Annotated in this window: 11 protein-coding genes and 1 tRNA gene; 5 read left to right on the forward strand and 7 right to left on the reverse strand. The window is 71.9% G+C overall.

Going from position 1 to position 13,969, the window contains the following annotated elements; all coding sequences use genetic code 11:
* The first annotated feature begins 171 nt into the window (after positions 1–171).
* Entirely contained in the window at positions 172–996 is an 825-nt protein-coding gene (locus ACH4S8_RS23765; protein ID WP_398397150.1) for a triphosphoribosyl-dephospho-CoA synthase, read from the forward strand.
* Positions 997–1,249: 253 nt separating this feature from the next.
* Here the strand turns inward: ACH4S8_RS23765 and ACH4S8_RS23770 are convergent, their stop codons facing one another.
* Together ACH4S8_RS23770 and ACH4S8_RS23775 are read right to left on the reverse strand one after the other, a co-directional pair.
* The gene (locus tag ACH4S8_RS23770) at positions 1,250–2,737 is read right to left on the reverse strand and encodes an aminopeptidase P family protein (protein WP_398397152.1); all 1,488 of its coding nucleotides are present in this window, start codon (positions 2,735–2,737) and stop codon (positions 1,250–1,252) included.
* A 98-nt stretch (positions 2,738–2,835) separates the two neighbouring features.
* Positions 2,836–4,335 carry a PP2C family protein-serine/threonine phosphatase gene (locus tag ACH4S8_RS23775; RefSeq protein ID WP_398397154.1) on the reverse strand — a complete coding sequence of 500 codons (1,500 nt, stop codon included), beginning with the start codon at positions 4,333–4,335 and terminating at the stop codon, positions 2,836–2,838.
* A 482-nt stretch (positions 4,336–4,817) separates the two neighbouring features.
* Between ACH4S8_RS23775 and ACH4S8_RS23780 the strand changes: the two genes are divergently transcribed.
* Positions 4,818–5,483 carry a bifunctional DNA primase/polymerase gene (locus tag ACH4S8_RS23780; RefSeq protein WP_398397156.1) on the forward strand — a complete coding sequence of 222 codons (666 nt, stop codon included), beginning with the start codon at positions 4,818–4,820 and terminating at the stop codon, positions 5,481–5,483.
* A gap of 130 nt (positions 5,484–5,613) precedes the next feature.
* Positions 5,614–6,120, forward strand: coding sequence for a hypothetical protein (locus tag ACH4S8_RS23785; RefSeq protein WP_398397158.1), 507 nt, complete (start codon positions 5,614–5,616; stop codon positions 6,118–6,120).
* A 241-nt stretch (positions 6,121–6,361) separates the two neighbouring features.
* On the opposite strand, the gene ACH4S8_RS23790 is transcribed toward ACH4S8_RS23785, so the two are convergent.
* The 3 genes from ACH4S8_RS23790 to ACH4S8_RS23800 all read right to left on the reverse strand — a co-directional run bounded on the left by ACH4S8_RS23790 (position 6,362) and on the right by ACH4S8_RS23800 (position 9,187).
* Positions 6,362–7,327, reverse strand: coding sequence for a DUF5926 family protein (locus ACH4S8_RS23790; RefSeq protein ID WP_398397160.1), 966 nt, complete (start codon positions 7,325–7,327; stop codon positions 6,362–6,364).
* A gap of 294 nt (positions 7,328–7,621) precedes the next feature.
* Positions 7,622–8,251 (reverse strand): ATP-binding protein, encoded by a 630-nt coding sequence (locus tag ACH4S8_RS23795; protein WP_398397162.1) that lies wholly within the window; start codon positions 8,249–8,251, stop codon positions 7,622–7,624.
* Between the two features lie 126 nt (positions 8,252–8,377).
* Positions 8,378–9,187, reverse strand: a complete 810-nt coding sequence (locus tag ACH4S8_RS23800) for a glycerophosphodiester phosphodiesterase (protein WP_398397164.1) — start codon at positions 9,185–9,187, stop codon at positions 8,378–8,380.
* Positions 9,188–9,444: 257 nt separating this feature from the next.
* On the opposite strand from ACH4S8_RS23800, the gene ACH4S8_RS23805 reads away from it, so the two are divergent.
* On the forward strand, positions 9,445–10,935 hold the full coding sequence (locus ACH4S8_RS23805) for a S1C family serine protease (RefSeq protein ID WP_398397166.1): 1,491 nt from the start codon (positions 9,445–9,447) through the stop codon (positions 10,933–10,935).
* 101 nt (positions 10,936–11,036) lie between these two features.
* Here the strand turns inward: ACH4S8_RS23805 and ACH4S8_RS23810 are convergent, their stop codons facing one another.
* On the reverse strand, positions 11,037–11,930 hold the full coding sequence (locus ACH4S8_RS23810; RefSeq protein ID WP_398397169.1) for a DUF2637 domain-containing protein: 894 nt from the start codon (positions 11,928–11,930) through the stop codon (positions 11,037–11,039).
* 555 nt (positions 11,931–12,485) lie between these two features.
* Between ACH4S8_RS23810 and ACH4S8_RS23815 the strand changes: the two genes are divergently transcribed.
* Positions 12,486–12,570, forward strand: a tRNA-Ser gene (locus ACH4S8_RS23815).
* Positions 12,571–12,673: 103 nt separating this feature from the next.
* Here ACH4S8_RS23815 and ACH4S8_RS23820 read toward each other — a convergent pair.
* On the reverse strand, positions 12,674–13,933 hold the full coding sequence (locus ACH4S8_RS23820; RefSeq protein WP_398397171.1) for a hypothetical protein: 1,260 nt from the start codon (positions 13,931–13,933) through the stop codon (positions 12,674–12,676).
* Positions 13,934–13,969: the final 36 nt, after the last annotated feature.

A 13,969-nucleotide genomic window follows, 5' to 3' on the forward strand; every position in this document is an offset into this window, starting at 1 on the left:
GCCGGGGCTCTCGCCTCCACCGCTCTTCTTCTCCGCTTCCCGGAACGCACAGGCCGGTGACAGCGTGCGCCCAGGTTCCTGAAGGCCGGCGCGTCTAGGTTTCCCTCGCACATGGCCGCGGCCGGCTCCGGTGCCCGCACCGCCGGCGTTCTCGGGAGAAGTGGTGCGTGGATGAGCAGCCGTGAGGACGACGAGGCGCTGGCACGGGCCGCGGTGGCCGCGCTGACCCGGCAGTTGGAGCTGACCCCCAAACCCGGGCTGCCCGACCCCCGTGACCTCCGTGCCCGCGTCACCCGGCGTGATCTGTGTTCCCTGCGCTGGTCCGCCAAGGCGCTGACACCCGGCCTCGCGGCCATGGCCGCCGCCGCCCGCCGCACCGGCGGGGCCACGTCCGGACTCCGCGAGGAACTGGGCTCGATCGGCCGGTGCACCGAGCACTCGGTGGCCCTGACGGGCGGCGGCCACCGCGGTGCGCTGTGGGTTCTCGGGCTGCTGGTCGCCGCGGCGGCACTGGAGCCCGGGGCGCGCGGAGCCGAGGTCACCGCGACGGCCAAGCGGATCGCGGCGCACGCCGACCGGCGGGCACCGCGGCGGCCCTCCCGCGGCTCGTCCGTCTCGGCGAAGTACGGCGCGGCCGGTGCGCGCGGTGAGGCGCGTGCCGGATTCCCGCACGTGCGCAGGGCGTTGGACGCGCTCGCCGGTGCCCGCTCGGCCGGCGCGCCCGAACCGTGCGCCCGTCTCGACGCCCTCCTGACCGTCATGTCCACGCTCCAGGACACCGAGTTGCTGTACACGGCCGGACCGCACGGCCTCCGCCATGTCCAGGCCGGCGCCCGGGGAGTGCTCGAAGCGGGGGGTACGGCCACGGAGGCGGGCCGCTCGGGCCTGGCCGCCCTCGACGAGGATCTCCACGTGCGCGGGTGGAGCCCCGGGGGCAGCGGCGCCCTGCTCGCGGGCGCGCTGTTCGTGGACGCCCTGCCTGCCGGGCCCGTCTGACGACCCGTTTCAGGTCCACGCCGGTACCACCGGGAAGCCGTCCTCCACGAGGAGCCGCTCCCGGACAATCGGGAAGCCGGACAATCGGGAAGCCGGGAAGCCGGGAAGCCGGGAAGCCGGGAAGCCGGGAAGCCGGGAAGCCGGGCAGCCGGGCAAGCGGGCAGCCGGGAAGCCGTCCTTCGGACACGCCGACGGCCGGGCTCCCGGAGGGAACCCGGCCATCGGTCCCGTATCAGCCCTCGCGGGCCCCGCGTCAGCCCTTGAGGGACGCCATCCAGGCCTCGACCTCGTCCGAGCGGCGCGGCAGGCCGGCCGACAGGTTCCGGTTGCCGTCCTCGGTGACGAGGAGGTCGTCCTCGATCCGGACGCCGATGCCGCGGTACTCCTCCGGCACGGTCAGGTCGTCCGCCTGGAAGTACAGGCCCGGCTCGACGGTCAGGCACATGCCCGGCTCCAGCGTGCCCTCGACGTACGTCTCGGTGCGCGCGGCGGCGCAGTCGTGGACGTCCATGCCGAGCATGTGGCCGGTGCCGTGCAGCGTCCAGCGGCGCTGGAGGCCGAGCTCCAGGACACGCTCGACCGGGCCCTCGAGAAGACCCCACTCGACGAGCCGCTCGGCCAGCACGTGCTGCGCGGCGTCGTGGAAGTCGCGGTACTTGGCGCCCGGACGGACGGCCGCGATACCGGCCTCCTGGGCGTCGTACACGGCGTCGTAGATCTTCTTCTGGATCTCCGTGTACGTGCCGTTGACCGGCAGCGTGCGGGTGACGTCGGCGGTGTAGAGGGTGTGGGTCTCCACACCCGCGTCCAGCAGCAGCAGATCGCCGGAGCGGACCGGGCCGTCGTTGCGCACCCAGTGCAGCGTGCAGGCGTGCGGGCCCGACGCGCAGATCGAGCCGTAGCCGATGTCGTTGCCCTCGACCCGCGCGCGCAGGAAGAAGGTGCCCTCGATGTAGCGCTCGCTGGTGGCCTCGGCCTTGTCCAGGACCTTCACCACGTCCTCGAAGCCGCGCACGGTGGAGTCGACGGCCTTCTGCAGCTCGCCGGCCTCGAACTCGTCCTTGACGAGTCGTGCCTCGGAGAGGAAGACGCGCAGTTCGTCGTCGTGCTCGCGGGTGACCTTGTCGGTCAGCGCGGCCTCGATCGCGGCGTCGTGGCCGCGCACGACGCGGACGGGACCGGTGGCCTCCTTGAGCGCGGCCGGCAGTTCGCGGACGTCCGAGGCGGGGATGCCGTACAGCTGCTCGGCCTCGGCGAGGGAGTGGCGGCGGCCGACCCACAGCTCGCCCTGCCCGGACAGCCAGAACTCGCCGTTCTCACGGTTGGAGCGCGGCAGCAGGTAGATCGTCGCCTTGTGGCCGTCGGCGACGGGCTCCAGCACGAGGACGCCGTCCTCGGTGAGGTTGCCGGTGAGGTAGGCGTACTCGACCGAGGCACGGAAGGGGTACTCCGTGTCGTTCGAGCGGGTCTTCAGGTTGCCCGCCGGGATCACCAGACGCTCGCCCGGGAAGCGGGCGGACAACGCGGCGCGGCGGGCCGCGGTGTACCCGGCCTGGGCGATGGGCGCGAGGCCCCGCAGCTCGGTGTCGGCCCAGCCGGACTTCATGCTCGCGGCCAGCTCGTCGGACACGCCCGGGTACAGGCCGTTCTTGCGCTGCTTGATGGGCTCTTCCTCGCCCGCTTCGTCAGCGGCTTCGTCGAGCACGGCTTCCGGGGTCTCCGGGGTGAGCGCCTCCGACACGGTCTGCCTCCTTCATACGACTTTGGACCACCCCATCGTACGGTCGTACTGAAGGGGGCCCAGGGCCGGAGGACCTGTTACACCGTGTAAGAGGCCTCTCATTCGAAGCGGGCCGCCAGGAGGACGACGTCCTCGTCGCTGTCCGCCTCGTCGAGACCGTCCGGCAGCACCCCGCGCAGTACGTGGTCGGCGATCGCGCCGGGGTCGTCGCGCAGCGCCCGCGGGACGCTCGCCGCCGCCGCGTGCAGCCGGGCGAAGGCGCGGTCCATCGGATCACCGGTGCGGTGCAGCAGGCCGTCGGTGTAGAGCAGCACGGTCTCGCCGGGCTCGGCCGTCAGTTCGACGCTCGGCGCCTCCCAGCAGGCGAGCATGCCCAGGGGCGCGGACAGGGAGGTCTCCACGAACTCGGTGCGCCGCGGGCCGATCACCAGGGGCGGGCTGTGTCCGGCGCCGGCGAGCGTGAGCTTGCGCAGGGCGGGCTCGCAGTAGGCGAACAGGGCGGTGGCGGAGCGCGCGGGCTCGGTCAGCCGCAGCAGCAGTTCGAGGTCGGAGAGCACGGCGACCGGGTCCTCGCCCTCCATGACGGCGTAGGCGCGCAGGGAGGCCCGCAGTCGGCCCATGGCGGCGACCGCGCTGGGGCCCGAGCCGGTGACGGAGCCGACCGCGAGGCCGAGCGCGGCGTCGGGCAGCGGCAGCGCGTCGTACCAGTCGCCGCCGCCGCGCGGCCCGGTGCGGTGCCGGGCGGCGAGCTGGACGCCGACGACCCGGGGCAGCCGTGGGGGAAGCAGCTCCTCGGACATCGTCGTCACACACGCTCGCGCGCGTTCGAGTTCCAGCAGCCGTGCCAGGTGCTCCGTGGCGTAGCGGGCGTAGAGGCCGACGAGGTGGCGCTGGCGTTCCACCGGTTCGGCGGGTTCGTCGTAGAGCCATACGGCGGCACCGAGGCGGCCCGCCGCCTCGGTGGACAGCGGCAGCGCGTAACTGGCGGCGTAGCCGAGGCGGGCGGCCACCTCGCGGTGGCGCGGGTCGAGCCCGTCCTCCGAGAGGAGGTCCGGCTGGGTGATCTCGCCCTCGCCGCCCGGCAGGCCGTCCAGGATCTTCCCGTACGACATGGAGCTGCGCGGCACCGTCTCGATGTGGCCGAGGTCGGCCCGGGCGAGGCCGAGGCCGATCGTGGTGTCGGGGCCCAGTCCGTCGCCGGGTTCCATGACGACCAGACCGCGCCGGGCGCCCACGAGGGCGGCTCCGGCGCGCAGCAGTTCCTGCAGGGCGTCGCTCAGTGTCGCGGTGCCCGCGAGGCGCTCGGTCAGTTCGTGGAGCGTGGTGAGATCCGAGACCCAGCCCGCGAGGCGGTCCTGGAGCGCGGCTCCGGGGCCGGCCGACGGGGCGCCCGTGGGCGCGGGAGTCGGCGCGACAGTGTGTGCGGGCGAAGGAACCGTTGAATCGATTCCGGCCACTTTCGGAAGGTGAGGGGCGTTCATGACGTCCGGCTTTCCGACCGGTGCGTATTGCTCAATAGCATCGCAAACCCCCATGTCGTTCTGCGCCGCTAGCGGTGTCTCCACATGTACACGTACTCGTGAGGGGATGTCCAGCATTGTCCTGCCGGGATTCCTGGTGTCCGTGCGACCGGTGGTAACCCTTGCGGGAAATCAAAATTGGCCTAAAACTGACTCGGGTAACGGCTTATTGAGGTCGACTGGCCTCGTTCGACGGAGCGTCACAGCGGTCGTGATGGGTACGTACTCGGTGAAGGCCAGGGGTGGTTGAGATCCGCCCGGAACCTGGCGACGGACCCGGGCGTCTTAACCACCGACGACCGTGCCCCATCCTCCCGTGGCGGAGGCGGCTAGCAATACGCGGGACGTAAAACGCCAGGCGCCGCCACCCCACGCCATGCCCATGCTGTGGATGTACGCGGTATGGGCGCGGACACAGCCACATGCTCGGCTCAGAGGGGTTTCCCTTGTCTCCGGCAGGGGTGTGATGCGCCAGCAGGTACGCACAGTGAAGTGATCGACACATGGTGTGATGTGATCCTCGGTGTTGCCAGGCGTGCAACGGAAAGGAACGAGCGCTCATGCGCGAGATCCTCGGAAGGCGACGCAGGCTCCTGTCCAGGCGAAACAACGGGAGGCCTGAGATGCTCAGCGCGGCCCTGACGTTCGCGACCGCATGGCGGTGGCCCGTACTCCCGGGTGTGGCGGCCGACCCGCAGGGGCGTGCCCGCTGCGGCTGCCCCGACCCGGAGTGCACGGTGCCCGGCGCCCATCCCTTCGACCCCGGCCTCCTCGCGGCCACCACGGACGAGCGCATGGTGCGCTGGTGGTGGACCAACCGGCCCTCGGCCCCCGTCGTGCTGGCCACCGGCGGCGGCGCACCGTGCGCGGTGAGCCTGCCCGCCCTCGCGGCGGCCCGCGCGCTCGACGCCCTCGACCGCACGGGCATGCGCCTCGGCCCGGTCGTCGCGTCCCCCTCCCGCTGGGCGATCCTCGTCGCCCCGTACTCCATGGAGCAGTTGGGCGAACTGCTCTACGCCAAGGACTTCGTCCCCGGCTCGCTGCGCTTCCACGGCGACGGCGGCTACATCGCGCTGCCGCCGTCCGAGACCGGCCAGGGACAGATCCGCTGGGAGCGCGCTCCGCTGCCCGGTTCGGCCGCCCCCTGGGTGCCCGACGTGGAGGCCGTGGTGGACGCCGTCGTCGAGGCACTCACTCGTACGGGTGTGAGCGCGCCCGAGTTGTAGGGGCGTCCGGCGCGCGGCGGGCCGCCCGCCCGCCCGTGCTCGTTATCGTCCGCCTATGCAGCGTCGTTCCGGGGGGTGCCGGGCCGTGACGGCTCCGGCCGGCGGGCCGGACCCCCGAAGAGTCAACCTCGTGGCGCTGGCGGGAGTCGTGGCGTTCGTCCTCGCCCTGCCGCTGGCCGTGGCCTCGGCCGGCCCGGTGGGCGACGGGAGCTCCAGGGCCGGGCGCGGGCCCGTGCCCGCGGACGACCGGCCGCGGGTGCCCGGACCCCGTCGCTCCGCCCCGCCGCCGGGCCTCGGGCCCGCCACCGCCTTCCGGTGCGGTCCCGAGCTCTCCTCGCCCGACGGCGTCGAGGCGCAGACCTGTGTCCTGACCCGGGGCGGGGAGACGTGGGCGCGCGCCTACTACCGCAACGCGACCGGTGACGCGCTGAGCTCGGCCCTGAGTCTGATGGGTCCGGGCGGTCGCACGGTGCAGATGGACTGCGCGGTGGACGCGGAGGACGACCCGGGAACGTGCGAGACACCGGGACAGCGTTCGGCCGGGGATCCGGGGGCGTACTCGGCGGTCGCGGAATTCGCGAGGAGTGCCGACGGGCCGCTGCTGCTGCGTTCGGGAAGCAACTCGGGCCGCCGGTAAGGCGATTGATATTGTTCGGGATTCCGAACATGGAAAGACCCGGTTGCTGGCGACGGGGGATGCACCAGCAACCGGGCTACTCGAACGGTAACAAGAGATCGGCTGTTCGCAAATTCGATCTCGGCTATTCGGACACGGATTTACCTGTCACAACGGGGAGTTGTGACAGGAGTCACCCGGTTCCGGGGCCCCGACCAGCTGACTGGTCGGTCAGTTTCCGGTTCTGTGGGTCAGCTGTGGGTCAGCTGAGGGTCACCTGGCGGTTGGTGAGTCCCCCGCGCGCACGGCGCTCGTCCGCCGTCAGCGGCGCGTCCATGGCCAGAGCGGTGGCGAGGCGCTCGGCGAACTCGGCCGCCGGCTTCTCGACGTCGTCCGCCGTGACGCCGCTCGGCAGGTCCCAGACCGGCACCGTGAGGCCGTGCGCGCGGAAGGAACCCACCAGCCGGGTGCCCTCCCCGAGGCTCGAACGGCCCTCGGCGTGCAGCCGCGCCAGAGCGTCCAGAAGCTGCTCCTCGGCGTGCGGCATGACCCAGCGCAGGTGGTTCTTCTCGGGCGTCTCGCACCAGTAGGCGGCGTCGACCCCGGAGAGCTTCACCGTCGGGATGGCGGCGGCGTTGGCCCGCTCCAGCGAGGCGGTCACCTCGGGCGCCGCGTTCTCCGCGTCCGGGACCCAGAATTCGAAGCCGCTGTGCACAACTGGCTCGAAGGCGCCTTCGGGGTCGAGCAGGTCCTGCAGCCGCGGACCGTCGGCCGGGGCGCGCCGCCCCTCGACCGGGGTGCCGGGCGGCGCGACGAGCGCGCGCCGGAGGGTGTCGGCCAGGTCGCGGCTGATGTCGCCGGACGGCGTGTCGTTCTGCAGGCCGAGCAGCACCGAGCCGTCCTCGCGGCGCAGCGCGGGCCACGCCATCGGCAGGACCGTGGCGAGGGTGACCGAGGGAACGCCCTCGGGCAGGCTCTCCTTGAGCTTCAGCTCGACCGTCGCGGCGGGCACCAGTTCGCGCAGCGCGACCCAGTCGCCCTCACCCGCCAGGCCCTCGAACGGGCGGTGCACCAGCTCGGTCGCGGCGTGCGCGGCAGCCCGGCCGTGGCAGGCCTTGTAGCGGCGGCCGCTGCCGCAGGGGCAGGGCTCGCGGGCGCCGACGACCGGGATCTCGCCGTCCTTGAGCTGCGGCTGCTTGGCCTTCGTCTGGGGTCGCTTCTTGGCCATCGTGGCTGTCTCCCGATCACGGCTCGTCTCGTACTGGCGCGAGCCTAGCCGTTCGTACGGAGACCGACGGGATCCTGTGGACAACGCACCGCGTCGTCCCGGATCCCGGTGGCCCCCCGCGCGCCGTGGCCCAGGTGGGCCGGGGTGGCCGAGCGTGCTCCGGCCCGGGCGGGCCGGGGCGGTCGAGCGTGTCCCCGTTCGGGCCGGCCGGGGTCCTCGACCGCGCCCCGGTTCGCGTCGGCCGGGGTCCTCGACCGCGCTCGGCCGAGGTCCTCCGTCCCGCCCCGGTCCGGCTCAGTCGAGGTCGTCGAAGACGTCCGTGAAGTCCAGACCGGGGATCCCGGACACCCTCGGTGACGTGACGCGCGTAGCGAAATCGTCGTGCCGGTGCGCCGTTTCCACGTCGTTCTGGACGACCACCCACACCGTGACCTCGCCGTGGATGTCGTCCCGGACACCCCAGTCCTTGGCCAGCGCCCTGATGATGTTCAGCCCGCGGCCGCCCCGGGCGGTGACCGACGGGGTGGCGGGTACGGGGCGGGTCGGGCCGCCGCCGTCCGTCACCTCGACCGTCAGCCGGCCCGCCGGGTCGACACGCCAGGCCGCGCGCACATTGCCGTCGCCCGCGAGGGCGTCCCCCAAGGGCCTGCCATGTCGGCACGCGTTGCTCAGCAGTTCGGAAAGGATCAGCACGGCATCGTCGATGACCGTTTCCGCCACGCCCCCCGAACGCAGTTGATCGCGCATCCGGTGCCTTGCTTCCCCCACGCCCGCAGGGCCATGGGGTACGGCCATGCTCGACGACGTGGGCACCTCCTGTGCCACCACCAACGCCACCCCCGAGACCTCCTTCACCCCACGCCACGGTGTGAATGCCCCTTTGGGCTGGACCGGAAACCGGCCAATCGACGTCTGCTGACGCACTCGTAACGATCGAATGCGGAACGAACGCGCCGGTGCACTCCCTGTGACCGGGTGGCTGGTTCTTGACGGTTTCCGAGGGGCGGTCGTGGTGTTTTCCGGAGTCCGTCGGCCGGGGCCGGAGCCAGGTCAGCGGCCCAGTTGGCGCAGTACCGCGCGCGGGCGGTTGGTGATGATGGCGTCGACGCCCAGCTCAACGCAGAGATCGACGTCCTCGGGCTCGTTCACGGTCCAGACGTGCACCTGGTGACCGGCGCGTTTCAGCCGCTCGATGTAGGCCGGGTGACTGCGGACGATCCGCATCGAGGGGCCTGCGATCCGGACACCGGCGGGCAGCCGTCCGTCCCGCAGCCGGGGGGAGACGAACTGGAGCAGATAGACCGTCGGCAAGGTCGGGGACGCGGCCCGGACGCGGTGCAGCGAGCGCGCCGAGAAGCTCATGACGCGCACCGGGGACTCGTCGGCCGAGGCGGGGGCGTCCAGGCCGAAACGCTTCAGCAGGTGCAGCAGCCGTTCCTCGACCTGGCCCGCCCAGCGGGTCGGGTGCTTGGTCTCGATGGCCAGCTCCACCCGGCGTCCGGCGTCGGCGACGAGTTCGAGCAGTTTCTCCAGAGTGAGGACGGAGGTGTCCGCGAGGCTCCCGGGAGCGTGTTCCCAGTCGGGCGACTCGTCGCGGTTCTTCCACGAGCCGAAGTCCAGCGCGGCGAGTTCGGCGAGTTCCAGGGCGGAGACGGCTCCGCGGCCGTTGGACGTCCGGTTCACGCGGCGGTCGTGGACACAGACGAGATGGCCGTCGGCGGTCAGTCGTACATCGCACTCGAGGGCGTCCGCACCGTCCTCGATCGCCTTCCTGTACGCGGCCAGCGTGTGCTCGGGAGCCTCCTCGGAGGCTCCGCGGTGGGCGACGACCTGAATCGGGTGCTGTCGTGCGAGGGTCACCGCGTCATGGTGCCACCGTCGCGAGGCGAGTGTGAGGTGAGATATGTCGCAGAACATTCCTTTTAGTAATAAAAGTCCGTTATAAAGGATGGCCCCGGACGCACAGCCGCCGCTTATGGTGCCCTGACGCCTCGTGGGAAAAGCTGACGGCGTACAAAAGCACATGCACAGCTGAATCGCGCCGGGCCATCGACAAGTGTGAGTGGGCGTGACCGAGTGCGACCGAGAACAACAGCCGTGGATCGAGGAGAAGAGCTGTGAGCACCGAGAACGAGGGCAACGCAGTACCCCCGGCCCCGTCCGCACCCCCCGTGCCGGTGGAAACTCCCGCTGCTTCCGCGCAGGGCGCCCCGCACGTGGGGGAGGCGCCGACCGCTCCGATCCCCGCGGTGCCCGGCACCCCCGGCGCACCGGAGCACGAGTCGGCGCCCGCGGGCATGCCGGCGTACGCGTCGAACGGAGCCGGGCAGGGCACCGACCCCTACGCACAGGCCCCGGCGCAGGGCTCCGCGCCCGAGGCGGGCTGGCCTCCGCCGCCGCCCCCCACCCCTTCGTACGCCGACGGCGGCGGCTCGGGGCACGGCGGCTGGGGCTCCGCCTACCAGCAGCCCGCGCCGAAGCCCAAGAACGGCCGCGGCGGCCTGGTCGCCGCGGTTCTGGTGGCCGCCCTGGTCGCCGGCGGTGTCGGCGGCGGCATCGGCTACTCGCTGGCCAAGAACGACGACAACTCCACCGACTCGACGACGGTCTCCGCCCCGAGCACCAGCGGCGAGGTCAAGCGCGCCTCCGGCACGGTCGCGAACGTGGCCGCCACCGCGCTGCCGAGCACCGTCACCATCGAGGCCCAGAGCACCAACGGCGAGGGCGGCACCGGCACCGGTTTCGTCTTCGACAAGCAGGGCCACATCCTCACCAACAACCACGTGGTGGCGGACGCGGTCGACGGCGGCAAGCTCACCGCCACCTTCCCGAGCGGCAAGAAGTACGACGCCGAGGTGGTCGGCCACGCGCAGGGGTACGACGTCGCGGTCATCAAGCTGAAGAACGCGCCCTCGGACCTCAAGCCGCTCGTCCTCGGCGACTCCGACAAGGTGGCCGTCGGTGACTCCACGATCGCGATCGGCGCGCCCTTCGGTCTCTCCAACACGGTGACCACGGGCATCATCAGCGCGAAGAACCGTCCGGTCGCCTCCAGCGACGGCAGCGCCAGCAGCAAGTCCTCGTACATGAGCGCCCTGCAGACGGACGCCTCGATCAACCCGGGCAACTCGGGCGGTCCCCTGCTCGACGCCTCGGGCGCGGTGATCGGCATCAACTCGGCGATCCAGTCGTCCAGCAGCGGCGGTCTCGGCGGCTCCGGCCAGTCCGGCTCGATCGGCCTCGGCTTCGCCATCCCGATCAACCAGGCCAAGTACGTGGCCCAGCAGCTGATCCAGACGGGCAAGCCGGTGTACGCGAAGATCGGCGCGTCGGTCTCCCTGGAGGAGGGCACGGGCGGCGCGAAGATCACCGAGCAGGGCGCGAGCGGCTCCTCGTCCGTCGAAGCTGGCGGTCCCGCCGCCAAGGCGGGCCTCAAGCCCGGCGACGTGATCACCAGGCTCGACGACATGACGGTCGACAGCGGCCCGACCCTCATCGGCGCGATCTGGACCCACAAGCCCGGCGACACCGTCAAGCTCACCTACACGCGCGACGGCAAGACCCACACGACCGACGTCACCCTCGGCTCCCGCGAGGGCGACAACTGATCCCTCGATCACACGCGGAAGGGGTGCCTCTCATGGAGAGGCACCCCTTCCGCATGCCGCCGGTCCTGTCCCGGGGCGGCCCGCCCGGACGGATCGACGGGTCAGGAGCGCGGCTTCTTCGCGGCCGCCGGGCTCTTCTTCTTGCCTTCGGCGCGCTCCGGGGACGGCGGGGGACCGGGACGCTGCCGATGGCGGGACACGGTCTGGCGCGGCGGCCGGGTCAGCGTGATCTGACGGATTAACTGCTGAAAGCAGGTCAGCGACGCGAGGGCGGGCACGACGGCGGTGGCGACACCGGTGATCGTCTGATGGGCATCGGCCACACAGAACATCATGGCGACCGAGGAGAACAGCAGCACGACGTACCAGGAGTGCACGGCCCGGCGCTGGTGCAGGGCGGCTCTCAGGATGGAGAGCGAGGCCACCATCCAGGGGCCGTAGACCAGCAGGGGCCACCAAGGTCCCGTGCCGCTCTGCGCGTTGGACGCGATGCGCTGCAGCGGTGAGTAGGCCACCATGCCGCTGAAGACGCTCACCATCGACACGGTGGCGGCGGCGACCGCGGCGATCACGAAGCTGACGGTCTGCACCCAGTTGCGGGGATTGCGGACCCGTACCTTGCGGTGCCCGGCCGGGGAGCGCCGGAGGGGCGGCAGTTCGGCGGTGATCCGAACCAGGTTGTCCATCGGGTCACCGGCGAACTCCCCGGTGTACTCCGGGGCGTACTCCTCGGTGTACTCCGGGGCGTACTCCGCGGCGTACTCCTCGGCGTACTCCTCGGTGTACACCGGCTCGCTGCGCGGGGGCGGCACGGTGACGTCCTGCTCCGCCGCCGCGGCGTCCTGCAGGAGGTAGGTGAGTTCCTCGACCGGGTCCCAGCCCTGTTCGTGCAGGTCGGCCACGGGACCGCCGTACTGGCCGGGCTCCGTCCCGGCAGGGGGTCCGGGATGCTGTCCGTACCGGGCGAAGGAGAGATTCGGGTATTCGTCATTCACGGAAATTCGTCCCGGTCACGTGAGCGCCGTGGCGGCCGGAGCGTTCCCGGCCGTTCCACCGCTGATCCATTTCCTCTTGAAACGTGTCCAGCGCCGTGAGGAGATCGCCCGGCGGCGACTTCGCTCCCCACGGTTCGGTGCGCGCGCCGTCCTGGCGCGAAGTGCCGCGGGCGGCGGACGATGTGTACACGGTGGCGGGCTTGCGGCCAGGCCGCCCGGCCGGCACCGCACGTGCCGGGAGCGGACCCGTCGTCGTCGCTCCGGACACGGCCGGAGCGAGAGATCTTGCTTTCGCCATGTTCCGCTAACGCGGCTCCCCCGCATCCAGATGTGCGGCAAACGAGTGAGCGCGAGCGCGCGGAAGTATTCACCAAAGCGGCTTTTCGTGTACGTGGGCCGATCCCGTTCGGAGCGTTGACGCACGGGCGCCGACGGGACCCGGCAGGGCCCGCCGGGGAGCCGGATCGGTGCTGGTGGACCCGGTGCGGACCGTGCCCCCGCGACCGGCTCGGAGCCGGGTACGCTGTACCCGCTCCACCCGGCCGGGCGGAGCGGGGTGGGTTGCCCGAGCGGCCTAAGGGAACGGTCTTGAAAACCGTCGTGGCGCGAGTCACCGTGGGTTCAAATCCCACACCCACCGCAGTGCATGGCCGTACCGGACGGATGGGGTGTCTCTCTCACAGGGGCACCCCATCCGCATGGGGCCTGCCCCCCCGTCGATCCGGCCCGGTGACCGGGACGGGTCAGGAGTGCTCGCGGGCCGCCGGGTTGTTCAGGCAGAGCGCGATGTTCCGGACCGCGGCGGTGAGTTCCTCGATCACCCGGGCCGCCTGTTCCGCGTTGTGGAAGGCCGGGCGTTCCGCCAGTGACAGGCCCAGTTCCTGCGCCGCCTGGAGGGCTGCCCCGGCGCTCTCGGCGGGAGGGGGCGAGGGAGCGGCGGCGGGCGCGGGCACCTCGGCTGGGAGGACGGACCGGACCGGCGCGACCGGGTTCGCCGGGGGCGCGCCGGAAGCCGCGGACGGCCGGACCGTCGGCTCGGGAACGGCGGGTGCCGGCGGGCAGGCCGGCCCGTTGCCGGTCTCCGGTTCCCCCTGGTACCTGGCGAACGGGAGATGGAAGGTTCCGGAGCCGCTGACCGGGAAGGTGTGTGTCTCCTCTTCGGGCCGGGACGGCGGAGCCGGTGGGGACGGTACGACGTAGGGACCCTGGGGGATCTGCTGGACGTGCGGGGGCAGGTCCGGCGCGCGGCGCGTCCGGGGCAGCAGGAGGTGTTCGAAACCCGGGAACGCCAGGGTGGCGGAGTGCGTGGAGGCGCGGGGGCTGTACTGGGCCTGCCACTGCATGCGGTAGCAGTCGACCTGGTCGGCACAGGCGGCGCGGGTGTGGAAGACGGCGGTGTTCTCCCCCAGGTCCGGGTACCAGAGGTTCGGACCCGGGAAGTGCACGGTCCGTCCCCGGGGCTTGATCTGCTCGGCGCACCCCATGCAGCAGCCCTCCGGCACCATGAGCGGGATGCCGCCGTTCTGCTCCGGGTGGCGGGGACCGCTCTCCCAGCGGTACTCCCCGTGGCGGCAGGGCGGCAGCTCGCCGCAGGCGTGGCAGACGGCGTAGTGCTCCGGGAGGATCTGCCAGTCGTGGCTGGCGGGAGCGCACCAGTGCTTCGGCGCGGACCGGGGCAGGTTCTCGCTGCGCAGGACCAGGATCACCGGGCGCTTGTAGAACTCGGCGCGCTCGGGGGCCGGTTTGACCGCCTGGCCGTTGGTCCGCCGCAGTTCGTTGGCGTGCCACCACAGCTCCAGGTGCTCGCCCCATGCCTTCTCGTAGGACTCCGGCCACCAGTCGCCCGGGTAGTCGTTGATCTCCAGGACCCGCCAGGCCTGCCGGTCCAGTACCACGGTGGAGCCGGCCCGCAACCGCAGGTGTGTCCTGTCGTCGCCCTCGTCCGGCCAGTCGTGCCGACCGATATGGGTGGGTTGGCCCGGGAGCCACCTGCGAACCTGCATGCCACGCTCCTTGGCAACGAAACTTCAAAGTTTCAA

Origin of the sequence: Streptomyces sp. NPDC021080 (assembly GCF_044333225.1) — a bacterium.
Taxonomy (GTDB): Bacteria; Actinomycetota; Actinomycetes; order Streptomycetales; family Streptomycetaceae; genus Streptomyces.

Coding starts and splice junctions, on each gene's coding strand:
- ACH4S8_RS23820 (WP_398397171.1), bottom strand. CDS start 13,933: ATGCAGGTTCGCAGGTGGCTCCCGGGCCAACCCACCCATATCGGTCGG.
- ACH4S8_RS23790 (WP_398397160.1), bottom strand. CDS start 7,327: ATGGCCAAGAAGCGACCCCAGACGAAGGCCAAGCAGCCGCAGCTCAAG.
- ACH4S8_RS23775 (WP_398397154.1), bottom strand. CDS start 4,335: ATGCTGGACATCCCCTCACGAGTACGTGTACATGTGGAGACACCGCTA.
- ACH4S8_RS23780 (WP_398397156.1), top strand. CDS start 4,818: ATGCGCGAGATCCTCGGAAGGCGACGCAGGCTCCTGTCCAGGCGAAAC.
- ACH4S8_RS23765 (WP_398397150.1), top strand. CDS start 172: ATGAGCAGCCGTGAGGACGACGAGGCGCTGGCACGGGCCGCGGTGGCC.